This window comes from Agrobacterium sp. 16-2014-1-2a (assembly GCF_053522705.1).
Genome location: NZ_JBNWBX010000001.1, coordinates 74,125 through 98,445 on the forward strand (window position 1 = coordinate 74,125; position 24,321 = coordinate 98,445).

Annotated in this window: 25 protein-coding genes; 11 read left to right on the top strand and 14 right to left on the bottom strand. The window is 58.7% G+C overall.

Annotation, left to right across the window (positions count from 1 at the left end; translation table 11 throughout):
- Positions 1–118 precede the first annotated feature (118 nt).
- The 3 genes from ACQZ45_RS00400 to ACQZ45_RS00410 all read left to right on the top strand — a co-directional run bounded on the left by ACQZ45_RS00400 (position 119) and on the right by ACQZ45_RS00410 (position 4,651).
- Positions 119–430, top strand: coding sequence for an FAD assembly factor SdhE (locus ACQZ45_RS00400; protein ID WP_003515739.1), 312 nt, complete (start codon positions 119–121; stop codon positions 428–430).
- Between the two features lie 3 nt (positions 431–433).
- A complete protein-coding gene (gene mfd, locus ACQZ45_RS00405) occupies positions 434–3,931 on the top strand; it encodes a transcription-repair coupling factor (RefSeq protein WP_003515737.1) in 3,498 nt (1,165 codons plus the stop codon).
- Positions 3,932–4,306: 375 nt separating this feature from the next.
- Positions 4,307–4,651, top strand: a complete 345-nt coding sequence (locus ACQZ45_RS00410; RefSeq protein ID WP_003515735.1) for a hypothetical protein — start codon at positions 4,307–4,309, stop codon at positions 4,649–4,651.
- Positions 4,652–4,708: 57 nt separating this feature from the next.
- On the opposite strand, the gene ACQZ45_RS00415 is transcribed toward ACQZ45_RS00410, so the two are convergent.
- The 3 genes from ACQZ45_RS00415 to ACQZ45_RS00425 are packed head-to-tail and all read right to left on the bottom strand — an operon-like array spanning position 4,709 to position 8,248.
- Complete coding sequence (locus tag ACQZ45_RS00415) at positions 4,709–5,641, bottom strand: DMT family transporter (protein ID WP_003515734.1); 933 nt, start codon at positions 5,639–5,641, stop codon at positions 4,709–4,711.
- Positions 5,642–5,692: 51 nt separating this feature from the next.
- Positions 5,693–6,361 (bottom strand): DsbA family oxidoreductase, encoded by a 669-nt coding sequence (locus ACQZ45_RS00420; RefSeq protein WP_003515731.1) that lies wholly within the window; start codon positions 6,359–6,361, stop codon positions 5,693–5,695.
- Between the two features lie 39 nt (positions 6,362–6,400).
- Positions 6,401–8,248, bottom strand: coding sequence for an extracellular solute-binding protein (locus ACQZ45_RS00425; RefSeq protein WP_038491313.1), 1,848 nt, complete (start codon positions 8,246–8,248; stop codon positions 6,401–6,403).
- 322 nt (positions 8,249–8,570) lie between these two features.
- Between ACQZ45_RS00425 and ACQZ45_RS00430 the strand changes: the two genes are divergently transcribed.
- Complete coding sequence (locus tag ACQZ45_RS00430; RefSeq protein WP_013636323.1) at positions 8,571–9,224, top strand: invasion associated locus B family protein; 654 nt, start codon at positions 8,571–8,573, stop codon at positions 9,222–9,224.
- A 127-nt stretch (positions 9,225–9,351) separates the two neighbouring features.
- Here the strand turns inward: ACQZ45_RS00430 and hspQ are convergent, their stop codons facing one another.
- The 4 genes from hspQ to ACQZ45_RS00450 all read right to left on the bottom strand — a co-directional run bounded on the left by hspQ (position 9,352) and on the right by ACQZ45_RS00450 (position 12,615).
- A complete protein-coding gene (hspQ, locus tag ACQZ45_RS00435) occupies positions 9,352–9,681 on the bottom strand; it encodes a heat shock protein HspQ (protein ID WP_003515726.1) in 330 nt (109 codons plus the stop codon).
- An 89-nt stretch (positions 9,682–9,770) separates the two neighbouring features.
- Positions 9,771–10,694, bottom strand: a complete 924-nt coding sequence (locus tag ACQZ45_RS00440) for a DMT family transporter (protein WP_075807527.1) — start codon at positions 10,692–10,694, stop codon at positions 9,771–9,773.
- 98 nt (positions 10,695–10,792) lie between these two features.
- Positions 10,793–12,202, bottom strand: coding sequence for a type I glutamate--ammonia ligase (glnA, locus tag ACQZ45_RS00445; protein WP_003515722.1), 1,410 nt, complete (start codon positions 12,200–12,202; stop codon positions 10,793–10,795).
- Between the two features lie 74 nt (positions 12,203–12,276).
- Positions 12,277–12,615, bottom strand: coding sequence for a P-II family nitrogen regulator (locus tag ACQZ45_RS00450; RefSeq protein WP_003515720.1), 339 nt, complete (start codon positions 12,613–12,615; stop codon positions 12,277–12,279).
- An 89-nt stretch (positions 12,616–12,704) separates the two neighbouring features.
- Here ACQZ45_RS00450 and ACQZ45_RS00455 point away from each other — a divergent pair, with 89 nt between their 5' ends.
- Entirely contained in the window at positions 12,705–12,860 is a 156-nt protein-coding gene (locus tag ACQZ45_RS00455) for a hypothetical protein (RefSeq protein ID WP_448742109.1), read from the top strand.
- Between the two features lie 113 nt (positions 12,861–12,973).
- Positions 12,974–14,449, top strand: a complete 1,476-nt coding sequence (locus tag ACQZ45_RS00460; protein ID WP_448742110.1) for an NAD(P)H-hydrate dehydratase — start codon at positions 12,974–12,976, stop codon at positions 14,447–14,449.
- 160 nt (positions 14,450–14,609) lie between these two features.
- Here ACQZ45_RS00460 and ACQZ45_RS00465 read toward each other — a convergent pair whose 3' ends face one another.
- Complete coding sequence (locus tag ACQZ45_RS00465) at positions 14,610–15,647, bottom strand: GlxA family transcriptional regulator (protein WP_003515714.1); 1,038 nt, start codon at positions 15,645–15,647, stop codon at positions 14,610–14,612.
- Positions 15,648–15,919: 272 nt separating this feature from the next.
- A complete protein-coding gene (locus ACQZ45_RS00470; RefSeq protein ID WP_025593690.1) occupies positions 15,920–16,138 on the bottom strand; it encodes a DUF1127 domain-containing protein in 219 nt (72 codons plus the stop codon).
- A 239-nt stretch (positions 16,139–16,377) separates the two neighbouring features.
- Here ACQZ45_RS00470 and ACQZ45_RS00475 point away from each other — a divergent pair, with 239 nt between their 5' ends.
- Positions 16,378–17,316 (top strand): LysR family transcriptional regulator, encoded by a 939-nt coding sequence (locus tag ACQZ45_RS00475; protein WP_003515711.1) that lies wholly within the window; start codon positions 16,378–16,380, stop codon positions 17,314–17,316.
- Between the two features lie 64 nt (positions 17,317–17,380).
- Here the strand turns inward: ACQZ45_RS00475 and ACQZ45_RS00480 are convergent, their stop codons facing one another.
- Both ACQZ45_RS00480 and ACQZ45_RS00485 read right to left on the bottom strand, forming a co-directional pair.
- Positions 17,381–18,274 carry a methylenetetrahydrofolate reductase gene (locus ACQZ45_RS00480; RefSeq protein ID WP_113292268.1) on the bottom strand — a complete coding sequence of 298 codons (894 nt, stop codon included), beginning with the start codon at positions 18,272–18,274 and terminating at the stop codon, positions 17,381–17,383.
- Positions 18,275–18,407: 133 nt separating this feature from the next.
- Entirely contained in the window at positions 18,408–19,184 is a 777-nt protein-coding gene (locus ACQZ45_RS00485) for a formyl transferase (RefSeq protein WP_065687284.1), read from the bottom strand.
- Between the two features lie 192 nt (positions 19,185–19,376).
- On the opposite strand from ACQZ45_RS00485, the gene ACQZ45_RS00490 reads away from it, so the two are divergent.
- A complete protein-coding gene (locus ACQZ45_RS00490) occupies positions 19,377–19,538 on the top strand; it encodes an entericidin domain-containing protein (protein WP_003515706.1) in 162 nt (53 codons plus the stop codon).
- A 134-nt stretch (positions 19,539–19,672) separates the two neighbouring features.
- The gene (locus ACQZ45_RS00495) at positions 19,673–20,440 is read left to right on the top strand and encodes a phosphodiester glycosidase family protein (protein ID WP_113292269.1); all 768 of its coding nucleotides are present in this window, start codon (positions 19,673–19,675) and stop codon (positions 20,438–20,440) included.
- A gap of 1 nt (position 20,441) precedes the next feature.
- Here ACQZ45_RS00495 and ACQZ45_RS00500 read toward each other — a convergent pair whose 3' ends face one another.
- Both ACQZ45_RS00500 and ACQZ45_RS00505 read right to left on the bottom strand, forming a co-directional pair.
- Complete coding sequence (locus ACQZ45_RS00500) at positions 20,442–20,792, bottom strand: hypothetical protein (protein WP_003515702.1); 351 nt, start codon at positions 20,790–20,792, stop codon at positions 20,442–20,444.
- 390 nt (positions 20,793–21,182) lie between these two features.
- On the bottom strand, positions 21,183–21,449 hold the full coding sequence (locus tag ACQZ45_RS00505) for a hypothetical protein (protein ID WP_019566127.1): 267 nt from the start codon (positions 21,447–21,449) through the stop codon (positions 21,183–21,185).
- Between ACQZ45_RS00505 and ACQZ45_RS00510 the strand changes: the two genes are divergently transcribed.
- Both ACQZ45_RS00510 and ACQZ45_RS00515 read left to right on the top strand, forming a co-directional pair.
- Positions 21,448–22,851: an L-serine ammonia-lyase gene (locus tag ACQZ45_RS00510; RefSeq protein ID WP_013636313.1), complete on the top strand. Its 1,404-nt coding sequence runs from the start codon at positions 21,448–21,450 to the stop codon at positions 22,849–22,851. The two genes, ACQZ45_RS00505 and ACQZ45_RS00510, sit on opposite strands and share 2 nt — an antisense overlap.
- 65 nt (positions 22,852–22,916) lie before the next feature.
- A complete protein-coding gene (locus ACQZ45_RS00515) occupies positions 22,917–23,354 on the top strand; it encodes a DUF1489 family protein (RefSeq protein ID WP_013636312.1) in 438 nt (145 codons plus the stop codon).
- Positions 23,355–23,450: 96 nt separating this feature from the next.
- Here the strand turns inward: ACQZ45_RS00515 and ACQZ45_RS00520 are convergent, their stop codons facing one another.
- A complete protein-coding gene (locus ACQZ45_RS00520; RefSeq protein WP_019566128.1) occupies positions 23,451–24,059 on the bottom strand; it encodes a transglutaminase-like cysteine peptidase in 609 nt (202 codons plus the stop codon).
- Positions 24,060–24,321: the final 262 nt, after the last annotated feature.

The following is a 24,321-nucleotide window of genomic DNA, read 5'->3' on the forward strand; positions in this document are numbered from 1 at the left end:
GCAGATTTTAGCCGCCGTGGCATTATTTCGATAAAAACCGGTTCCAAGCGTTCGCCTCCTGTTCTATAGGAGGGCGCAATCAACATCCTGTTGAATAGCCAACCGAAAGGTGAATGCGATGACTGGACTGGTGCGCACGAGCGCCGACCTCGATCCGAGGCGCAGGCGGATACTTTACCGCTGCTGGCACCGGGGCATTCGCGAGATGGATCTGGTGCTCGGGCAATTTGCGGAAGACAATATTGCCGGGCTTTCCGACGATCAGCTCGACGAGCTGGAAATCATCATGGCGGAAGAGGATAACGACCTCGTCAAGATGGTGACGGGTGCCCTGCCGGTGCCGGAAAAATTCCAGACCCCGTTGTTCGAGAAGATCGCCTCTTACCGTCCCGATTTCGATCTCGTCACAGCCGAAACCCTGAAGGCCTGAAACATGATAGCCGGATTCGATGCAAAGCTGGTGGCGTCGGCCGATACGCCGCTGACCATCGGAAACGTGCCCTCCGGCATGGAAGCCCTGCTGCTCGCCGATATGGCGCGGGCGGGAACATCGGTGGCTTACGTGATGTCGGACGGCCAGCGGGTCGCCGATCTCGAACAGATTCTTGGTTTTGTCGCGCCGGATATTCCGGTGTTGACGCTGCCGGCCTGGGATTGTCTGCCTTATGACCGCGTGTCACCGAGTGCGGACACCTCGGCGCGCCGGCTCGCGGCACTTGCCGGCCTCATCAATCACGCCAAGAAACCGCATCCGGCCATCGTTCTCGTCACCGTCAACGCCATGCTGCAGAAGATGGCGCCGCGCGACGTTATCGAGAGCCTGGGCTTTTCGGCCAAGCCCGGCAACCAGATCCGCATGGAGGACATCGCCGCGCGGCTGGAGCGCAACGGTTTCGACCGGGTGGCGACGGTGCGTGAAGTGGGTGAATTCGCCGTGCGCGGCGGCATTCTCGATGTCTTCGTGCCGGGCACCGAAGAGCCGGTGCGGCTCGATTTCTTCGGCGATACGCTGGAAAGCATCCGCACCTTCGATCCGGCCAGCCAGCGCACCATCGCACAGGCGCGCTCGCTTGATCTCAATCCGATGAGCGAAGTGACGCTGACGCCGGATACGATCGGCCGGTTCCGAAAGAATTACCTGTCGCTATTCGGTGCGGCGACGCGCGACGATGCGCTTTATCAGGCCGTCTCCGAAGGTCGCCGTTATGCCGGCATGGAGCACTGGCTGCCTCTGTTTTACGAAGAGCTGGAAACCGCCTTCGATTATCTCAGCGGTTTCCGTATCGTCACCGACCATACGGCGCGGGAGGCGGCGAAGGAACGCTCCAAGCTGGTCCTCGATTATTACGACGCGCGGCGGGCTTCCGGCGAGACCAAGGGCTCGACGCAGGGCGCGCCTTACAAGCCGGTATCGCCTGGGCAAATCTATCTCGACGGCAAGAGCTTCGAGGCGGCGCTTGCAAGCGTCAATGCGGTGCGGCTGACGCCCTTCAACGAACACGATAGCGAAGGTCGCCCGGTCGCGACGCTTGATGCCCATGTTGGTCCGCGCTGGGCACGTCCACCGACGGAAGGCGACAGCGAAGAGCGGGTCAATGTTTTCGATCTGGCGGTAAAGCACATTGCCGAGCGCCGGGCCAAGGGCTGGAAGGTTTTGATCACCGGCTGGTCGGAAGGTTCGCTCGACCGGCTGTTGCAGGTCTTGAACGAACACGGGCTTGAAAAGATCAAGCCGGTGACATCGCTGAAAGAGGTGGAGAAACTCGGCAAGGGTGAGGCGGCTTCGGCGGTGCTGAGCCTCGAAGCCGGGTTTGAGACCGGAACGCTCGCTATCATCGGCGAGCAGGATATTCTTGGCGACCGCATGGTGCGCCGTTCCAAGCGCCGCAAGCGCGGCGCGGATTTCATCGCGGAAGTGGCGGGGCTGGATGAAGGCTCGCTCGTGGTTCACGCCGAACACGGCATCGGTCGCTTCGTCGGTTTGCAGACCATCGAGGCAGCGGGCGCGCCGCGCGCCTGTCTGGAACTGCATTATGCCGACGACGCCAAGCTGTTCCTACCGGTCGAAAACATCGATCTTCTCTCGCGTTATGGTTCTGATGCCGCGGAAGCCACGCTCGACAAGCTCGGTGGCGGCGCATGGCAGATGCGCAAGGCCAAGCTCAAGAAGCGCCTGCTCGATATGGCCGACGAGCTTATCCGCATTGCAGCCGCGCGTCTGGTGCGCCACGCGCCGGCGCTTATCGCACCGGACGGGCTTTACGACGAGTTTGCCGCCCGTTTCCCCTATGACGAGACCGAGGACCAGCTGAACGCCATCGACGCTGTTCGCGACGATCTCGGTGCCGGGCGGCCGATGGATCGCCTGATCTGCGGCGATGTCGGTTTCGGCAAGACCGAAGTGGCCTTGCGCGCCGCCTTCCTCGCCGCCATGAATGGCGTTCAGGTGGCGGTGGTGGTGCCGACCACGCTTCTGGCGCGACAGCATTTCCGTACCTTTTCCGAACGGTTTCGCGGTCTGCCGATCCGGGTGCAGCAGGCCTCGCGCCTTGTGGGTTCGAAGGAGCTTGCGCTCACCAAGAAGGAAGTGGCTGATGGAAAGACCGACATTGTCGTCGGCACCCATGCGCTGCTCGGTGCGGGCATAAGCTTCGCCAATCTCGGCCTGCTGATCATCGATGAGGAGCAGCATTTCGGTGTGAAGCACAAGGAGCGGCTGAAGGAGCTGAAAAGCGACGTGCATGTGCTGACGCTGTCGGCAACACCCATTCCGCGCACCTTGCAGCTGGCCATGACCGGCGTGCGCGAGCTATCGCTCATCACCACGCCGCCAGTGGACCGCATGGCGGTTCGCACCTTCATTTCGCCCTTCGATCCGCTGGTAATCCGTGAAACGCTGATGCGCGAGCATTATCGCGGTGGCCAGAGCTTCTATGTCTGCCCGCGCCTTGCCGATCTCGCCGATATCCATGCATTCCTGCAGTCGGATGTGCCGGAACTGAAAGTGGCGGTGGCGCATGGCCAGATGGCGGCGGGTGAACTCGAAGACATCATGAACGCCTTCTATGACGGCAAATACGATGTGCTGCTTTCGACCACCATCGTCGAATCCGGCCTCGACGTGCCGACCGCCAATACGCTGATCGTGCATCGTGCCGACATGTTCGGTCTCGCCCAGCTTTACCAGCTGCGCGGTCGTGTCGGTCGTTCCAAGGTCCGCGCCTTCGCGCTGTTCACCCTTCCAGTCAACAAGGTATTGACGACGATGGCGGAGCGGCGGCTGAAAGTGCTGCAATCGCTCGACACACTCGGCGCCGGTTTCCAGCTTGCCAGCCACGATCTCGATATTCGCGGCGCTGGCAATCTGCTTGGCGAAGAACAGTCCGGCCACATCAAGGAAGTCGGCTTCGAGCTTTACCAGCAGATGCTGGAGGAGGCCGTGGCCGAAGTGAAGGGTGACGAAGAGGTGCGCGACAGCGGCTGGTCGCCGCAAATCTCGGTCGGCACCTCGGTGATGATCCCGGAAGACTACGTGCCGGATCTGCATCTGCGCATGGGTCTCTACCGCCGTCTCGGCGAGCTTGCGGATATAGGCGAGATCGACGGCTTCGGCGCAGAAATGATCGACCGTTTCGGCCCGCTGCCGAAGGAAGTGCAGCATCTCCTCAAGATCGTCTACATCAAGTCGCTCTGCCGCACGGCCAATGTCGAGAAGGTGGATGCCGGGCCGAAAGGCGTGGTTGTGCAGTTCCGCAACAAGGAATTCCCAAATCCGGCAGCGCTTGTCGGTTACATTGGCAAGCAGGGCTCGATGGCGAAAATCCGCCCGGACCACAGCCTGTTCCTGAACCGCGATCTGCCGACGCCGGAAAAACGGCTGGCGGGTGCGGCGATGGTCATGACGCAATTGGCGGAGCTGGCTCGGTCGTAGATTTAAGCCTTGGGGGGGGGCGTGGGTGTGGCTTACCCCCCTCTGCCCTGCCGGGCATCTCCCCCACAAGGAGGGAGATCGGCAAGACGCGCTGTCACCACTTCATTCTCTAACGTTGATATAGGCAAAACCTTGCCGGATATCGATCTCCCCACCTTTGGGGGAGGTGCCCGGCAGGGCAGAGGGGGGTAAACCACACCCATCTTCGGCTCATTTCCGTTAGCCAATCCCTCGAAAACTACACTCACTGCCTTCAGCGAAAATTACCGCGATGTAACGAAACGGACGTGTATCGGTAGTCTTCGCGGGCGTAATCTTTCCTTCATACCCGGTGCGGCGGATCGTAAAGCCGCCGGGTCTTGAAGGAGCAGGACGATGTGGACCAGCATCAACAGGTTTGCCACCGCTAGTCTGGTTGCTTTGACAATTGCGGGCACCACAATTGCCACCACCAGTCAGGCGGAAGCGCGCAATAATTTCGGCCGCGGCCTTGCCGCCGGGATCGCAGGAACGATCATTGGCGGAGCGCTCATCGCCGGGGCAAGACATCCCGGTTACGCTTATGGCCCCGCTTATTATGCACCGGCCTACGGTCCACCCGTCTACGCCGCGCCAGCTTATGGACCGCCTGTTGTTTACCAGCCGGTTTATCCTCGCTGCCACGTGGCCTGGCGACAGAACGCCTGGGGCGACATGTATCGGGTCAGGGTTTGTGATTGATCGAATGCCATGCCAGCGACGCAAACATGCGTCGCTGGTTCTCATGCATTTTCGACTTTAGCGCTCGTCTTCCGGCGTGATCCCGACAGCCACATTCTGGTCGGTTGCGGCGATGGAGGCGGGAAGCGGCACTTTTCGCTGCTTCTCGCGGATCAGCGTCAGCAGGCCGGAGCCGACGATCAGGGCGATGCCCATCAACATCCAGCCATCAATACGGTCGCCGAAAATCAGGTAACCGAACAGGATGGCCCAGAGCATCTGGCTATATTGCGTTGGGCCGATCATGGCGGCGGGTGCATATTGGGCAGCATACATGACAAGCACGTTGCCAAGCGCGCCGAGCAGGCCGTATCCCGCCAGCAGCAACCATTGTTCGCCGCCCGGCATGATGAAGGTCGGCACCATGGCGATGCCGCTGATGGTAAGACAGCCCAGTACGCCGGCCCCATACAGCGAGACGTTCTTTTCCGACGGACCCATGGCGCGGAAGATGACGATGCTGAGTGCGCCGCTGAAGCCACCGATGATGGCGCCGATATGGCCGATGCCGAGTTCACGGAAACCCGGCCGCAGGATGACCAGCACACCGAGGAAACCGATGATGACCGCAGACCAGCGGCGGATGCCCACCTGTTCCTTCAAAAACACCACCGACATGATGGTGACGAACGAGGGAAGCAGGAAGATCAGCGCAAAGGCTTCGGCCATAGAAAGATGGGTGAAAGCGGTGACGCTGCCGACGGCACCCGTACCGGCGGCAAAAAATCGGATGATCCATAAAGGCCGGTTGGTCGTCTTCACCACATCCACCCAGCGATCATTGCGCTTGCGGATGAAGGGCAGGGCGATGAGGCCGAACAGGGCGCCGAAGAAGGCCGATTCGATCGGCGAAATCTGGCCTTCTATGAGTTTAACGCTTGCGTCGCTCCAAGCGTAGGCAGCGAAGGCGGCAAAGGCAAGCAGAATGCCTTTCAGGGTCTGGTCGGACACGGGAAAACACCAACAGTTTATCGATTACGGCAAGCTGCCGGTGTTCGCCCGTCAGTTCATCGACTTATGCTCGTCCGCCTTGATTTTTGCAATATCCCGCAGTGCAGCAATCAATACATCAGGCGTTTGTGCACCGCTGATGGCGTACTTCTGGTCAACGATAAAGAACGGTACGCCGGAAACACCCATTTGCTGCGCCGCGTCAATTTCGGCAATCACCGTGTCCTTGTCTGCATCCGACGCCAGAAGCCGTGTTACCACCTTGGCGTCCATGCCCGCCTTTTCGGCGATATCGGTCAGCACGGCGTGATCGCCGATATTGCGGCCTTCCTCGAAATTCGCCTTGAACAAAGCGGTGACGATCCTTTCCTGAACGTCACGGCCTTCAGCATGGGCCCAGAGCGACAGGCGATGCGCGTCGAGCGTGTTCGGGCCAATCTTGATTGCATCGAAATCGTAGTGGATGCCGACCTGTTTGCCGAGTTCAACCAGCGAGGCATGGGCCTGCTCGAGGCGCTCCTTGCCGAGCTTTTCCTCAAGCGCGGCCTTCTGGTCAACGCCTTCAGGCGGGTAATCCGGGTTGAGCCGGTAAGGTCGCCAGTTCACGTCGACGCTGATTTCGTCCTGCACCTCGGCAATGGCAAGATCGAGCCTTGCCTTGCCCAGATAGCACCAGGGGCAGACCATATCCGATACGACGTCGATAACGATGCGTTCCATGGCTTTATCTTCCGTTGTCTTGGACCGGGCAGGGGCGGGTTATTGCGCCCGCGCATCCCACCAGGTCTGTTTCTGATTGCCTGATATCGGGGTCATATCCGGGCGGTCGATATATTTCCAGCGGGCTATCCATTGCGCGCCGATGTAGTAGAGCGGAATGACATAGTGGCCGGCGACGAGAAGACGATCATAACCACGCACTGCCGCCTGAAAATCCTCCGTGGATCGGGCCTGCAACAGGGCCTCGATCATGCGGTCGATGTCGGGGCTGGCCGCACCCGCATAGTTGAAGCTGCCCTGCGCATCCCGCGACAATGAACTCCAGCGGTTGAGCTGCTCGGCGCCCGGCGAGAGCGATGAGGGCAGGGACCGGATGATCATGTCGTAATCGAAGCTGTTGGAGCGTGCCTGATATTGGCCATCGTCAACGGAGCGGATGCCCATGGCGACGCCGATCAGGTTCAGCGAACGCTGATAGGCAAGCGCTATGCGTTCCTGCGCCGGGTTCTGCGTCATGATTTCGAATGCGAGCTGGCGGCCATTGGCGTCGGACATCCTGCCGTTCTTGATGCTGTATCCGGCCTCTTTCAGCTTATCGACGGCGAGCTTCAGGACCTTTCGGTCCGCGCCGGTCCCGTCGGTGGTGGGCATGGCGTAGGTTCCCGCCAGAAGTTCCGGCGGCATGCTCTTGGCCGCATCGCCAAGCAGCGCAAGTTCGCGCTCATCTGCGGCATTGCCATAGGCACCGAGCGCGGAGTTCTGCCAGTAGCTTTGCGTACGCTTGAAGGCGCCGCCGAGAATGTTCTTGTTCATCCACTCGAAATCGAGTGCATAGGACAGGCCCTCGCGCACCTTTTCGTCTGCAAAGACCGCGCGGCGGGTATTGAAGACAAGGCCGAACATGCCCGATGGCAGGCGCGGCTGGAACACATCCTTGACGATATCGCCGCGATGAACGGCGGGGAAGTTGTAGGCCTGGCCCCAATGCGACGTATCGGAGGTGCCGTTGATGGCGTCGCCTTCGGGATAGATGTCGATATCGCCTTTCTTGAAGGCCTCGAACATGGTGGTGACCTGAAGGAAATAGGTGATGCTGATCTCGTCGTAATTCTCGAAGCCGACCTTGCTCGGGATATCCTTGCCCCAATAGTCCGGGTTTCGCTCCCAGATGATTCGTTCACCCGGGCGCAATGTCTTGATTCGGTATGGACCCGACCCGACTACAGCGCCGAGGCCCGCCTGCTCGAATTTTTCCGGATCGATCGCGTGTTTCGGCAAAATCGGGGTGGAAGAGGCGAGAATGAGCGGCGTTTCGCGGTTCGCTCTGTCGTTAAAGGTGAAGCGGACGCCGTGTTCGCCGATCTTTTCCAGCTTCGCCACGCCGTCGAGGCGGCTGTTGAACGGCGGACGGCCTTTTTCCTTCAGGAGATTGAATGTGAAGATAACATCGTCAGGCGTCACCGGCTCGCCATCCGACCACTTGGCCTTGGGATTGATGTTGAACTGGGTGAAGGTGCGTTCCTCGTCCCACTCCACGGTTTCCGCAAGCAGGCCGTAAAGGCTGAAAGGCTCGTCGCTCGAGCGCTGCATCAGCGGCTCGTAGAGGAGATTGCCGAATTCAGGGTCCCAGACGCCGCGCGCCGTGGTGCGCATTCCCTTGAGAACAAAGGGGTTGAGGCTGTCGAAGGTGCCGACGACACCGTATGATATGCGACCACCTTTTTTCACGTCCGGATTGACATAAGGGAAGTGCCGGAAGTCGGCGGGAAGTGCCGGCGTGCCGTGCATGGAAATGGCGTGAAGCGGCTGCGCCACGGCAATTTCCGGAGAAAGCAGGGCCGTTCCCCAAAGAAACAATGCGGGGATGAGGGCCGCAAGCTTGCGCATGTCACTATCCTGTCTCAACTGTCGGTCCGTTTTGTCGTCGTGGTCGATTATCGTCATGATTGGTTTTTTGTTATGATTCTGGCGAATATGTAGCACAAGCCCATGGCTGGACCCATGCGAGGGCGGGAAATCTTGGGTTGCCTCAAGAAAAAGTTAAAGAAGTGCTGGATATCGCCGCGAACGGCATGTAACAGGGTGGCCGGAAGAGACGGGTCACGCATTTGCCTCATTTAAACGACAGTTGAACGGGCAGAAGGATACCGCCATCGGCGAGCAGGACCCGCGGTTCTGTTCTGGCAGACATTCAGGAGACGGAACTCTTATGATGCAAAAGGCAAACACATTCACCCGGACAGCTCTGTCCGCTCTCGTTCTTTCCCTGGGCGCGGTTTCCGCTCCGGCCATCTCGCAGGCACAGGATGCTCCCGCCAATCAGGGCGCTGGCGCTCCGCCGCTCGGCTGGTTCAAGACCTGCTCCAAGCAGGAAGACAACGATGTCTGCGTCGTGCAGAACGTGGTTCTTGCCCAGAACGGCCAGATGATCACTGCCGTCGGCCTCATCACTGTCGAGGGCAAGGTCAACCGCAAGCTGCTCCAGGTTTCCGTTCCGACCGCGCGTCTCATTCCCCCGGGTGTGATGATGCAGATCGACGGTGGCAAGGGTCAGAAGCTCGATTACGCTGTTTGCCTTCCCGACAAGTGCACGGCCGAAGTTCCGCTGACGGACGCCATGATCGCGTCGCTGAAGAAGGGCAACGAGATCGTCTTCACCTCGATCAACTTCCGCCGCGCGCCGAACCCCATCAAGATCGCGCTTACCGGCTTTACCGGCGCTTATGACGGCGCGGCTATCACCCAGTCGCAGCTCGCAGAAAGCCAGCGCAGCCTTCAGGAAGGCATGCAGAAAAAGGCCGAAGAGGCTCGCAAGAAGCTGGAAGCTGCTCAGGACGCCGCAAAGGGCGCGCCGAAGCCCTGATCTCTTTACGAGAACACGAAAAAACCGGCCTGTTTTCAGGCCGGTTTTTTTATGCGCGGTTTTGATCCGACGTATTTTCATTAAAAGCGCACAGCGCCCTTATGATTGTTGTCAAATCGGGCATGCGCTAATGCGCCAGCGACATCTTCGGCCGCCACTCGCCGTTGGGCGCCTTGTCGAACATCCGCTCGATATTGCGGTTGCGGAGCGGCGCCTCGTTTTCATCGTGGACGAGGTTCTGTTCGGAAACGTAAGCGACATATTCCGTCTCATCGTTTTCCGCCAGAAGATGGTAGAAGGGCTGGTCGCGCTCCGGGCGAATATCGGCGGGGATGGCGTTCCACCACTCTTCCGTATTGGCATATTCCGGATCCACGTCAATCACCACACCGCGGAACGGAAACACCTTGTGGCGGACGATCTCGCCAAGCGTAAATTTTGCGTCTCTTTGTTTCATGGTATGAACTTCCTTTCCCACTAATAGTTGGGTGCGGAATGGGAAATATCAAGGGCTAGCGGTATCCGGCCCTTTTTCCCGTGATGCTCTTAAGCGACCCTGCGGCCGATCGGTGCGGTGGCGATGACGACGCCGCCGGTAACCAGCACGATGCCGATGGCGTGATATGTTTCAAACGTTTCACCAAGAAAAAGCGTGGCCATGACAATCGAGACGGGTGGCATCATGTAAAGCGTGATGCCTGCCGTGGCGGGGCCGAAAACGCGGACCGTATGGGTGAAGCAATAAAAGGCAAGCAGTGAGGCGAACAGGATGATGCCGCCGATCTTGGCCCAGGCGATGGCCGTGGCCGGCAGCAAGCCACCATGCGCCAGTTCGACCGCTGCCGGCGGGAGCAGGACCAGCGCGCCGGAGAAGGCGATGAGGCCGAAAAGGCTGAACGAGGCCATCTGCCGCGCCGCGGGATCGCGCAATAGCAGCGAATAGACCGCAAAGGCAATCGCTGCCGTCAGAATGGCAAAATCGCCAATGTTGAATTTCATCTGCCAGAGAGCGGACATATCGCCCTTGAGCACGATGGCCGCCACGCCCGCAAAAGCGATGATCATGCCCGCCACTTCGAGCCTGCGGATCGGGCGGCCCTGAAAGATGCGCTGGAACAGGATGATGAATAGCGACGAAGTCGTATAGATCAACGTACCGTTGGCAGCCGTCGTCATTGTGAGGCCCCAATAGACCACGCCACCGCAGACGCCCATGCCGAGAATGCCAAGAACGAGCCAGAGCAGCGTTTTCTGGCGCACGAAGGCGAGGCAGTTCCGCCAGTCGGCGATCATGAACGGAGCGATGATGAGGCTCGATCCGATCCAGCGAATGAAGGCGGCAATGAAGGGCGAGACCTCTCCGATGACGCCGCGGCCGAAAATGATGTTGCTGGAGAAAAAGAACGGTACCGCCAGAAAGATGAGCCAGTCCGTGAGGCGCGTTTGCTGAGAGGCTGGCTTGATCGACATTGTTCGCGACATGGCTGGGCATCAAAAGAAAACGGCGGCTTTCCAGGGGAAAACCGCCGAGCGGGAAGGGACGCCTCTAAAGGCGTCCCAAATGCCGGTCAGGCAGAGTAGTACATGTCGAATTCGACCGGATGCGGGGTCATTTCGAAGCGCATGACTTCCTGCATTTTCAGCTCGATGAACGAGTCGATCTGGTCGTCGTCGAACACGCCGCCGGCGGTCAGGAACTTGCGATCCTTGTCGAGGCTTTCCAGCGCTTCGCGCAGCGAGCCGCAGACGGTCGGGATCTTTTTCAGTTCCTTGGCAGGAAGGTCGTAAAGGTCCTTGTCCATCGGCTTGCCGGGATGGATCTTGTTCTTGATGCCGTCGAGGCCGGCCATCAGCATGGCTGCAAAACCGAGATAGGGGTTCTGGGTCGGGTCCGGGAAGCGGACTTCGACGCGCTTTGCCTTCGGGTTGGAGCCAAAGGGAATGCGGCACGATGCGGAGCGGTTGCGGGCGGAATAGGCCAGGAGAACCGGAGCTTCATAACCCGGTACCAGACGCTTGTAGGAGTTGGTGGTGGGGTTGGTGAAGGCGTTGATGGCCTTGGCATGCTTGATGATGCCGCCGATGTAGTACAGGCAGTTTTCAGACAGGCCGGCATATTCGTCGCCAGCAAAGGTCGGCTTGCCGCCCTTCCAGATCGACTGGTGCACGTGCATGCCCGAGCCGTTGTCGCCGAAGATCGGCTTCGGCATGAAGGTTGCCGTTTTGCCATAGGCATTGGCGACCTGGTGCACGACGTACTTGTAGATCTGCATCTTGTCGGCGCTGGATACCATGGTGTCGAACTTCACGCCCAGCTCGTGCTGCGCGGAGGCGACTTCGTGGTGGTGCTTTTCGACGACGACGCCCATTTCAGCGAGAACCGTCAGCATTTCGGAACGCATGTCCTGCAGGCTGTCGATCGGCGGAACCGGGAAGTAACCGCCCTTGACGCGCGGACGGTGGCCAAGGTTGCCGGTTTCGTAATCCGTGTCGTCGTTGGACGGCAGTTCCGATGAATCCAGCTTGAAGCCGGTGTTGTAAGGGTCTGCCTTGTATTTCACGTCGTCGAAGACGAAGAATTCTGGCTCGGGGCCAACGAAGATGGTGTCGCCGATACCGGAGGCCTTGAGGTAGGCTTCGGCCTTCTTGGCGGTGCCGCGCGGGTCGCGGTTATAGGCTTCGCCGGAAACCGGGTCGAGAATGTCGCAAAGGATGACGAGGGTCGACTGGGCGAAGAACGGATCGGTATGGGCAGTTGCCGGATCGGGCATCAGCACCATGTCGGATTCGTTGATGGCCTTCCAGCCGGCGATCGAGGAGCCGTCGAACATGACGCCATCGGCGAACATGTCTTCGTCTACGCAGACAACATCCATGGTGACATGCTGCAGCTTGCCCTTGGGGTCGGTAAAGCGCAGGTCCACGAACTTGATGTCGTTATCCTTGATCTGCTTCAAGATATCGTTTGCGGTCGTCATTTAAACGTTTTCCTTGAGTGTGGTGGTGACGAGGTGAAAAACCTGAGCCTCCCCGGCTCAGGACCTGGTTCCGATTATATGGCGTCCACGCCTGTTTCACCGGTACGGATTCGGATGACTTCCTCGACGTTGGAAACGAAAATCTTTCCGTCGCCGATACGTCCGGTCTGTGCCGCATTGCGGATAGCCTCAATGACGGCTTCCGCATTTTCGTCCGCCAGTACGACTTCGACTTTCACTTTCGGCAAAAAGTCCACAACGTACTCTGCTCCGCGGTAGAGTTCCGTGTGGCCCTTCTGACGACCAAAGCCTTTTGCTTCCGTGACCGTGATTCCCTGAAGTCCGACTTCCTGAAGGGCTTCCTTCACTTCATCGAGCTTGAAAGGCTTAATGATCGCTTCGATCTTTTTCATGAGAAAATATCTCTCCGCTTCTCCCGTTAAAGCAGGTTATTCCCGCTCTGCCACAAGAATGCACGTATTGTGCCAGATCGGAAGCGGGCTTGAAGAAAAAACTTCGCTTGCCCGGCTTTCTGACACAAAATGCATTCGCTTTTTGTGGTTTTCCAGCCAATTTCTCGCCAAAACCCGAAAAATCCGTCATCAATTCTGTCGGTTTTCCTTATTTTAGTTATGTTGAATATTTCGGAATGCACTGACGGCGTTTTGTTGATTTGTTTATATTTTATGCATTTGATTATTATTTCGCCGTAGCCATTTGCTTATTTTTGTATCGATTGCCTTTCCGGCGTTTTGAAGGGATGATCGCTCCATGAAATCCCTATTGAATCTCTCTCTTATCGACCCTGCTGTGATGGCCCGCATCGATGCGGCCTCAGGCCAATCCGGCATTCCCCTATACGATCTTATGGAGCGGGCAGGGCAGGCGGTCGCTGCTTCGGCCCTTCGCTACTATCCGGACGCGCTGCGTTTCGTCGTGCTCTGCGGAGGCGGCAATAATGGCGGTGATGGTTACGTTGCGGCACGCTCGCTTGTGCAAAGCGGGGCGACAGTTGCGGTTCATCATCTTGGCCACGTCACGGCAATGAAAGGCGATGCCCGCACGGCTTTCGAGGGCAGCGGCGTCACAGCCCTGCCGCTTGGCGACTATGTGCCCATGGCTGGAGACGTGGTGATTGACGCGGTGTTCGGTGCCGGATTGTCCCGCGAGGTTCCGTCGGAGCTTCGGCGCGTGATCGATGCGGTGACGCAGGCAGCCGTGCCGGTTCTCGCCGTCGATCTTCCGTCTGGTCTTTGCGGCAGGAGGGGCGTGCCTCTGGGCGCATCGTTCAAGGCGGAGCGGACCGTAACCTTCATGGCGCGAAAACCCGGCCATCTGTTGATGCCGGGGCGGGAACTGTGCGGGACGCTTGAGGTGTTCGATATCGGTATCCCCTCCCGTATTCTCGCCGCTCATGCGGGATCGGTTGCGGAAAACGATCCACTTGTCTGGCGCGACGCCTTGCCCCGCTCCGAAATGGAAACGCATAAATTCCGCCGTGGGCATCTGACCGTCTTTTCCGGACCGCCACATGCGACGGGAGCAAGCCGCATGACGGCAATTGCGGCGCTGAAGGCGGGGGCGGGCATCGTCACCATCGCCGCGCCGAAGCAGGCGCTCGACGTGCTTTCGGTGACATTGACGGCGGTGATGAGCTCCGGTCTGGATGATGCGGACGATCTGCGCCACTGGCTGGACGACAAACGCCACGGCGCTTTCGTCCTCGGTCCTGGTTTCGGCGATGTCGAAAAGGCGCGGCAATTCGTGTCCCTGCTCGGGGACAAGGTCGTGGTGCTGGATGCCGACGCGATCACCGCTTTCAAGGACTGCCCGGAAACCCTCTTCGACCGGGTGATTTCAGGCGCGGGGAAATTCGTATTGACGCCGCATGAGGGCGAGTTTGCCCGGCTCTTTCCCGATCTCGCCGCTGACACGTCACTGAGCAAGATCGAGAAGGCGCAGACCGCATCGGCGCGCAGCGGCGCAGTGCTGGTCTACAAGGGTGCGGATACGGTCATCGCCGCGCCGGACGGCCGCGCGCTGGTCAATACCAATGCGCCGTCGAGCCTTGCGACGGCGGGGTCAGGCGATGTGCTGGCTGGCATCATCGGCGCATTGCTTGCGCAGGGAACGCCTGCCTTTGAGGCCGCCGCTGCCGGTGTCTGGCTGCATGGCGAGGCGGGCAGCAGGGCGGGTGCAGGTATGACGGCACAAGATCTCGCCCACGCGGTGCGGCCTTTTGCGTGACCTTGAGTTGGTGTCCACGCCGTCACCGGACTTGATCGCAGGAGATACCTTTCGCTGCGCAGACGCGTCGTGGCTGTATGCCGGATCTAGTCCGGCATGACGGGGGAGGTTTTCATCACTGAGGCGAGGGCTTTTTTCGCCCTAGAGGTTTAAAGCCGCGTCAGTGCGCGGCTTTGCCCTGGCTCGCGGTTGCCATCCGTGAAGCGCTGATCAGCAGCTTGCGTTCCGCCCGTTCCTGTTGCGGCGTGCGATTGTAGATTTCGCGATAACACTTGGAGAAATGCGAAGCGGAAACGAAACCGCAGGCAACGGCAACCTCGACCACCGGCATGGCCGATTGCACCAGCAGGTGGCGGGCGCGGTCCAGGCGGATTTCAAGATAGTAGCGGGCGGGTGAGCGGCCCATTTCCTGCCGGAAGAGACGCTCCACCTGTCGGCGCGACAGATCGGCCGCATCGGCGATGTCGAGCAGCGACAGCGGCTCGGACAGATTGCCTTCCATCAATTCGATGATCGACAGGACCTTGCTATTCTGAACGCCGAGGCGCGCACGCAGCGGCAGACGCTGGCGGTCGTTGGGGCTGCGCACCCGGTCCGTCAATTGCTGCTCGCAGACGCGGTTGACAAGATTTTCGCCGAAATCCTGACCGATCAGGCTCAGCATCATATCGAGCGATGCGGTGCCGCCGGCGCAGGTATAGATGTTGCTGTCGACCTCGAAGAGATCGGCATAGACTTCCACCTGCGGGAAGGCTTCGGAAAAACCAGGCAGGTTCTCCCAGTGGATCGCACAGCGTTTGCCGTTCAATAGACCAGCCTGCGCGAGGATATGCGCGGCGGTACAGAGGCTGCCGATGGCGATGCCGCGATTATAGGCTTCACGCAGCCAGGCATTGACGGATTTGTTGATGTGCTGGTCGACATCGATGCCCGAACAGATGATCGCCATTTCAACGCGGTTTTCGCCGCTGACATATCGTCGCTCATCGGCAAGACAGGTGTCGACCTCAAGACAGATGCCGCTTGATGACATGACCTTCTGGCCGTCGAGCGAGGCAAGGCGCCATTCGTAAGCCTGATACCCCAGCATGCGATTGGCGATGCGAAGCGTTTCAACCGCTGCGGCGAACGGCAGCATGGTAAATTGCGGAATGAGAAAAAAGACGATTGAGCGTTTCTTCTGGGAGTTCCTGCTCATTTGCCCGTGCTCCGTTGCGAATACGCAATTCCTCCCTTGGAATCGGTCTTCTGGATGTCCTGTTTCCGACATCTTTAACGAAAAATACGCCGTGAAATCCGGGCTGTCAAAAAATAGCTTTTGAAATATGCAAAATTTGCGACAAGCCTTTTTAAAGGGCGTCGTGTCGCATGTAAAACAGGCAGGTCATTTTACGCCTCTACCGGGGCGTCTCGGGATTGACGGGGATGGCTCGCAAGTCCTGGGACGGTTGCGAGCCATGGGGTTGCGCATCATTTGCGGACGACCCTGATGCGGTTGCTGTCGGTTGTCGGCCATCCAATGTCCTTCAATGTTTCAGGCGGCAAACCTTCCAGCGCGCGGAGCATTCTTGCGCGCTTCCATGACGTATGGAGAGCGGAAATCTGGCCGGACAGGCGCTGGAGCCAGCTACCGGTCGAGGGGCGTTGCGACGAACGGCTCGCTGCGGGGTGATAATGTATCATGGCCATGTCTTGATCCTTTCGTGAACCACGATCCTGTTTACGACTTCGGTATGCGCTTACATATCTCATCAAACAAGAGAATGAATTTTATATCATTCATCAGTTTTAGGAATGACTCGCGCTCGCCGCCTGCCGGACTTTCTGTCTATCCGTGATGGGCCAGCGCTTCATTCCGACAAGGTGTTAGTTGCCCTGTCATTCGATGTCCCGGATGGTGCGCCTGTGTTGACATTCAATCAAACGAAATGATATCCATCTATAAATCAAAATATTTGAAGGTTCGTGCCATGACCGTAACTTTCCGCCAACCGCTGCCGCTGCTGGATAACGACATTCTGAGAACCTTCGTCGCGATTGCCGAGACCGGGAACTTCTCCACCGCTGCAGAGGTGGTGTTCAGAACGCCGTCCGCCGTTTCCATGCAGATAAAGAAGCTGGAGGAACAGCTGAAGACGACGTTGTTCCTGCGCGATGCCCGCTCGGTGACTTTGACGGCGCATGGCGAAACGCTTCTTACCTATGCGCGCCGCATGATCGCGCTGTCTAACGAGGCCGTGTCGCGTTTCGTCATGCCTGAACTGTCTGGCGTCGTCAGGCTCGGTGCGCCGGAAGATATTGGCGAGCGCGGTTTGCTCCCGGGTATCCTCAAGCGTTTTGCCGAGGTTTTCCCCGGCATCATGATCGATGTCACGATCGATTCCAGTTCCAATCTCTACAAGCGCATGGATGAACGGCGGCTGGATCTGGCACTGGTCAACTGTGCGTCGCATCCGCTGCGGGATACGGGCGAGGTGCTGATGCGCGAACGTCTCGTCTGGGCCGGGGCAAAATGCGGTACGGCCTATCTGCGCGATCCGCTGCCCATATCGATCTGGGAAGAGGGCTGCATCTGGCGTTCGGAAGCGATCAACTCGCTTGAAAAGCGGGGTCGCAATTTCCGCGTGGCCTATCTCAGCGGCCATACCATGGCGCAGCGCGCAGCAATTGCCGCCGATCTCGCCATCGCTCCCCTGCCGCGCTCCTATGTGCAGAACGACATGGTCATTCTGAGCGACAAGGAAGGCCTGCCGGAACTTGGTTATTTCGATATTCGCCTGATCACGGGCGAAAGACCCTCGCGCCCCATCCTTGCGGTCGCGGAAAGCATCCGCAACGCCTTTGTCGAGGTCGCCAAGGCGGCCTGAGGTAGATCTTTATAACGGGAATGCGCGACGGCGAGCGTCCGTCGCGCCATAGGCAAAGGTGGGCCTAGATCGCTACCGTGCCCCGTTTTGCGGAAAAGTCCGCATCGCCGATTTGCCAGCTTCCACGACCGGCCAGCCAGTCTGCCGAATTCTGTAGCCCACCAAATGGGAAAACGTGGATTTGCCGGATCGGCCCTGCCGGATTTGCCTGCCAGTGCCGTTCGATAGGGCCGACCACGCTTTCCGGTGAATGCCCCTTGGCCAACGTCGTCAGGGAGAGCGCGTTCTTTTTCAGATAGGCGATGGAATTGCCGACGCCGCAGAGAGCCGCATATTTCAGCAGCGTCGTGATCCTGGCCGGACCGGAGACGCCGATATGCACTGGCAAGTCGATGCCGGAGGCGGCGAGTCCTTCCGCCCAGGCGATGAAGCGCGCGGGGTCGAAGCCGAACTGGGTGACGATGCGCATTGCCGCATCGCTTCTTTCGGCAAAATCATACTTCAACTTCAAGACGGCCGTCGCCGTCTCATCGCTGAAATCGGGGCTGCCTTCGGGATGGCCGGCGATTGCAATCTGATTGATCCCGCAGCGATCGAAGATGCCGGTCGACAGCATATCCATGCTGGATGTGAAGGGACCAGCCGGCGTGGCGACGCCACCGCCGACTACCAGCACATCCGACACACCCGCTTCGCCTGCCAGCCGCTTCACCTGCTCCTCGAATTCCACGCCAGACGATATGCGCCGTGCCGCGAGATGCGGCACTGGTGTGTAGCCGAGATCGCGAAGATGTTTTGCAGCGTCGACCAGCCTGTCCTGCGAGGCCTGTCCGGTGTCTGTCAGATAAACACGCACGCCCTGTGGAAAGATACCGGCAAGACTTGCCGGGCCGAGCACCTGTGCGGGTGAGGCTTCAATGGAGGCGGCAATGGCGGGAGAGGTCGAGATATCGTGCAATTTGAATTTGGTCCTTTTCCCTTATCATGCACCCGTTTGTTGCCCACGTCTTTGCCTGTTGCGGCAAGACAGCCCTGCATCTGCGACGAAGCTTGATTTCATCTGTTTGGCTAGCGGCAATGGCTGGTTGTTCTCACCAGACACGTTTGGTGAGGCCGTTCCACAGCCATGTCCAGATCGTCGGCGGAAACCGCAGCACCGATTTGCCAGGCAAGGGCGGTTGCGGCGCAAGGCTGCCGGAAAGGGCGTCCTCGATAGCGCTGACCGCAATATCGACCGAGGCGGCGGTCAGAAGCAGGGGGTAGGTGGCTATGGTATCGGAAGGCGAGGGCTTCAGCCGCTTTTCGTAAAGGGTTGCGCCGGTATCCACGCCCTTGTCGACCAGATGCACGGTCGCACCGAAATTACCCCGGTCCTTTTCCACCAGCGCCCAATAACCGCCCATCTGGCCGCGATAGGCGGGATTGATGCCGGCGTGGAAATTGATGACCGGGCAGCGCAGAGCTTGAAGGGTTGCCGGTGTCAGAAGGCGGCAGGAAATGGTGAAGATCGCCGCCGGTTGCAAGGTGTTGATGGCCTTGTGGCACTCTTCGTCGTTCAGGGAGGCCACGTGTGTAACAGGAACTGCCTGGCCGAGATCGGCAGAGAGGCCATGTTCGGCAATGATCTCATTTGTGCGCCGAACAGTGAAGCGTTTGCCGAGCCGGGAGGCGATCATCGTCGCCATCTGGCCTGCGGCTGTCATCCAGCCAAGCCGCCGCGCCCGTCTTTTCAGAATGGCCGATTTGCTTTCCGCCTGCTCCACGATGACATGGATATCCGGAAACCGGGCGGCCAGCGCATTGATCATGACATTGGGGTTCAGCCCCCCCGCCGTCATCACCAGTAGCCGATTGTTTATCTCAGTCATGTCACCCACACCATTTTCCCGATCATGATCCCTGCGCCCGAGTTTCCCTCGCGAAGTTCAAAACCATGTTAATTTTCACCGACGGGATTTTTTCAAACGCCGGTGGAACCGATTTCCAATGCTCACGTTATTGTGACGCATATCACATCGGCGCTTGCCTTTGGACGGCAAGTCATAGGGGAGTTATTTCAAATGATCACACGTATTCTTTCGACAGTTTTCGTGGCTTTGTTGACCGTCGTGACCTTGAGTTCCTGCGGTAATACCATTCGCGGCGTTGGCCGGGATACGGCAAATGCAGTGGACGCCACGCAGGACGCAGGTCGTAGCGTAGACCGCGCCGCGCGTCGCTAAGTCTCTCCCCTCCAAGGTCTGGCGTCTCCCTGAATGAAGGGGACGCCTTTTCTTTGACCTGATTTCACCGTCACAGTTCATGTGTAAGAATCGCGCCGTACTAAGATGGGGCGAGAGGGCATGAGCGGGCGCTGATGAAAAGACTGGTGACGAAAAGACTGATTAGCTTGCTGCTGCCATTGCTTTTGCCGTTTTCGGCTAAGGTGGGCGGACAGGCGGATTTCTGCAAAACCATGGAGCATGCGGGCGGACGTTACATCGTCTGCAGTTTCGATCCTGCGAAAAGCATGATCCGGATTTACGACCGCGATCATGTCTCGGGTGAGGGATATCGCTCCTTCTCCGATCTCTCCTCCGCCCTGTGGCGGCAGCACATGTTCAGCGTCTTCGCCATGAATGGCGGCATGTATCATTCCGACTATTCTCCCGTTGGCCTTTTTGTCGAAAACGGCGTCGAACGTTCGCCGATTATTACCGGCGGCGGGTGGGGCAATTTCCATCTTCTGCCGAATGGCGTGTTTTATCTAAAGGGTGCAATGGCGGGCGTTCTGGAAACGCAGGGCTATGTCTCTGCCGGCTTGAAGCCGGATTTTGCCACCCAGTCCGGCCCGATGCTGGTGATCGATGGAAAGCTGCATCCGCGATTTCTGCCCGATAGCGACAGCCTGAAACGCCGCAACGGCGTCGGCGTGTCGCGCGATGGCATGGTGCATTTCGCGATTTCGGAAAACACCGTGCGTTTTTACGACTTCGCGACGTTGTTCAGGGATGCGCTGGATGCGCCAAACGCGCTGTATCTCGACGGGACGATTTCCAGTGTCGACATTCCCGCGATGAAAAGGCGCGATTCCCTGTTTCCCATGGGGCCAATTATCGCTGTCGTCGACAGAGTGCCTGACTAAGTCAGATCGGCGCCTTGGGGTAGGCCTTTTCGAGGCCTGCCGATGCCGTCAGTCCCTTGCGGAAGGCCAGATAGGCAGGATGCTGGCTGGCCTTGGCCGCTTCCGTGATGCGTATCTGCAGGCGGGCAGGGGCATTACAGCCCAGCCATTCGCCTGATGTCTCGAGTTTCAGACTGTTGAGGAAGCGGGCATTGGCCTGTTGATCGAGATAGAGATTGAGGCCGGCCAGCAGGTTTTCATCCTGCAACACGTTTTCCATCAAAAGCAGCACCCACGCCTTGTCCTCGCTTGCAAGCGAGGCAAGTTTCGATGCGACCGTCTCGCGGTCCGGAAAAGATGATGCCTGCTGCATGTAATGACGAATCCCGTTGCCGTTTTCTGTCGATAAGGCACAGCCGAAAGGCTTTCAAGGCACAACAGTCCGGACACTGAAATTCAACTCTGGAATGCCGATTGCCGCTGGCTTCAACAGGCGTTTGTGCGAAACCTTCATAAATCAGTTACACTTTGGTTCAAATTGAGGCGAACGGCAAAAAGGGGCAACCCGAAAGCCCCGATCTAAAGCCTTGTTTTTTCACACACCTATGCAGCTGACGAATGGCAGCCCGTCAAAAACGCCTTCATTTAGCCGCTTTTTGCATTTGCGTTCTGCGCCGGATTTTAATAAATGCTTCCCCCAACGGGCCCGGTCTTGAAGATCGCCCGGAGAGTGAATAGCTGGAGTAATCATGGAAGAAACCGCTCAGAAATCCTGTTGGGCCGTCACCTTGCGCGCGCTTGCAGGCTTTGCCGCATTTCTCGCATTGACGTACATTTTTGGCAGCCCATAAGCACTTCTCATGAATGACGGGTTTTGAAACGGCGCGGTTTCCTCTGGAAACCGTGCTGTTTTCGTTTCTGCGGCCTGTATGTCGCAGCTGCAAAAGCCGGTGCCGCTCTTTTGTGGCGATCCGTCGCGGCTTTGGATATGATGGCGGTGGAATCCATTCTTATTCAAGGTAAGCCTCATGTTTCTTTCGGTCTTCGACGTCTTCAAGATCGGTATCGGTCCTTCCAGCTCGCATACGATGGGGCCGATGACGGCGGCGAACCGCTTTCTTGCGCTGATCCTCGGTGATGAATGGCCGCGTCCGGCGGGTGCTTCCGTGTCGCGCCTGAAGGTCAGCCTGCACGGTTCGCTTGCCTTTACCGGCATTGGCCACGGCACCGGCCGTGCGGTCATCCTCGGCCTGACGGGCGAGCGGCCGGATCTCGTCGACCCCGACGCCATGGACCCGATCATCGAAAAGGTTGAAAAGGCCGGTACCGTGTCGCCACCCGGCCACCCCTCCTATGAGTTCAATCCAGCCGAGGATCTGGTCTTCGACAAGAAGAACCCGCTGCCCGGCCATGCCAACGGCATGACCTTTTCCGCCTTCGACAATCAGGGCAGGCTGCTCCTCAAGCGCATCTATTATTCCGTGGGCGGCGGTTTCGTCGTGACCGATACGGAACTGGAGGCGATCAAGCAGCGCGGCAAGACCATCGATAATGGTCCGCGTGTGCCTTATCCGTTCGCCACGGCGCGGGAAATGCTTGAGATGGCGGGCCGCTCCGGCCGCACCATCGCCCAGATGAAGCGCGCAAACGAAGAAACGGTAATCTCCCGCGACGAGCTGAACGAGCGCCTCGACCAAATCTGGGAGGCGATGAACGGCTGCATCGAGCGCGGGCTGAAGGTGGACGGCATCATGCCCGGTGGCCTGAAGGTGCGCCGCCGTGCCCGCTCCATCTACGAGAAGCTGAATGAGGAATGGCGCAGCAACCGGCTCAATCCTGTCATGGCGAATGACTGGCTGAGCGTCTATGCCATGGCCGTGAACGAGGAAAATGCTGCGGGCGGGCGCGTGGTGACAGCGCCGACCAACGGTGCTGCGGGCGTCGTTCCGGCCACGGTCCGGTATTTCCGGCATTTCCACGAGGATGCGACCGTTGACGATGTTCGCGATTTCCTGCTGACGGCGGCCGCAATCGGCGGCATCATCAAGCATAATGCATCTATTTCAGGTGCCGAGGTCGGCTGTCAGGGCGAGGTTGGGTCCGCTGCCGCCATGGCGGCCGCAGGCCTTGCCGCCGTCATGGGCGGTTCGCCAGAACAGGTGGAGAATGCCGCCGAAATCGCGCTAGAGCATCACCTCGGCATGACCTGCGACCCGATCGCCGGTCTGGTGCAGGTGCCCTGCATCGAGCGCAATGCGCTGGGTGCGGTGAAGGCGGTAACGGCGGCTTCCCTGGCGCTGAAGGGTGACGGCCAGCATTTCGTGCCGCTCGATGCCTGTATCGAAACCATGCGCCAGACCGGCAACGACATGAGCGACAAGTACAAGGAAACTTCCACCGGCGGTCTTGCCGTGAACGTTGTGGAATGCTGAGCGGGCAGGGCGTCAGGCATGGTCCACATGCTTGACGCCCGACGCAAAAAGGCATTGATAAGCATATGCCTCTACATCTTATAAAACTTTGCGTCGGCGCGGATTCACTCCAGGATTTGAGAGACTGGGTTGCGCATCGCTCGCTGACCGCGATCGCAGCTGGCCTTGAGCCGCACAGCGTCCACACCACGCGGATGATCCCGAAACGGCTTGACGAATTGCTGGAAGGCGGTTCGCTCTATTGGGTCATCAAAGGCCAGGTGCAGGCACGGCAGAAACTTCTCGACATACGTTCTTTCAAGGGCGACGACGGCATTACCCGCTGCGATCTCATTCTCGGCCCCGAGGTGATCGAGACGTCGCCTGCGCCGAAGCGGCCGTTTCAGGGCTGGCGCTACCTCAAGGACAACGAGGCCCCACGCGATCTCGGCGGCGGTGATTTCGGCGGCGAGGAGATGCCCTCCGACCTCAAGCGGGAACTGGCCGAACTAGGCCTGCTCTGATCGTCAATGGATGTGATTGAAATGAAAAAGCCGGCTTCCTTCGCGGAGCCGGCTTTTTCATTTGGGGAGACGGTATTTGCGTGGGTTTGGGTGGCTTCAGTTGATGCCGCCAACCGCAGTGGTGGCGCGGCCATCCTGTATTTTCACCCAGCGTCCGGGATTGGCGGTGTCCTGACGCTTCAGGTAGGTATATTCGGTCTCCGACCAGTTCATGACCTTGTTGCGCATGTTGTCGAGGACGAAATCACCGCGATCGGTGCGAACGGTCAGAACTGCATGGCCTTCGCCATTCGGCTGCAGAACAACCGTGATCAGCAGGTTGTTGGCGGAGAAGCCCTTGTTCATCAGCATCTTGCGCTTCAGAAGCACGAAATCTTCGCAATCGCCGACCGTGGTGGGGTAGGCCCAGCGCTCTTCGACGCCGTAGATTTCCATGTCGGTCATCGGCGTGATCGTGGTGTTGGCGGTATAGTTGACGTCCAGCATCGTCTTCCAGCGCTCTTCGGTCAGTTTCATCGGGCCGTTATCCAGCGATGTCGGCTGGCATTCGCTCTGATAGGTCTGGCAGAACTCGTAGTGGCCGATCGGCGGGTTGGCCTTGCCGATCACGCGCATGGCGGCGGATGGCGAAGCGCTGGCCTGATGGGCGATGGCGCTGACGATGAATGCGATCAGAAAGAAACCGAAACGGTTGTTTTTGTTCATTGCTTGTCTCCCCGTGTTGAGGAGACACTCGCATGTATATTTTGACCCCGCGGAAAGATGCGCGTGTCAATTTGAGCTTATATTTCAGCAAATTAGCGCTTGTTTTGAACTGTATTCGAGTTAGTTTTTACGCGTGTTTGAAGCAAATTTTATTACAATTTTACGCATCTCGACCTTAGGTTTTTGGTAGCCATTTAGGCCGCTGTATTGAAAGCGTTTTTTGGCACAGAGATATTTTTGCGATGCTGGGTAGTCAGGCCGC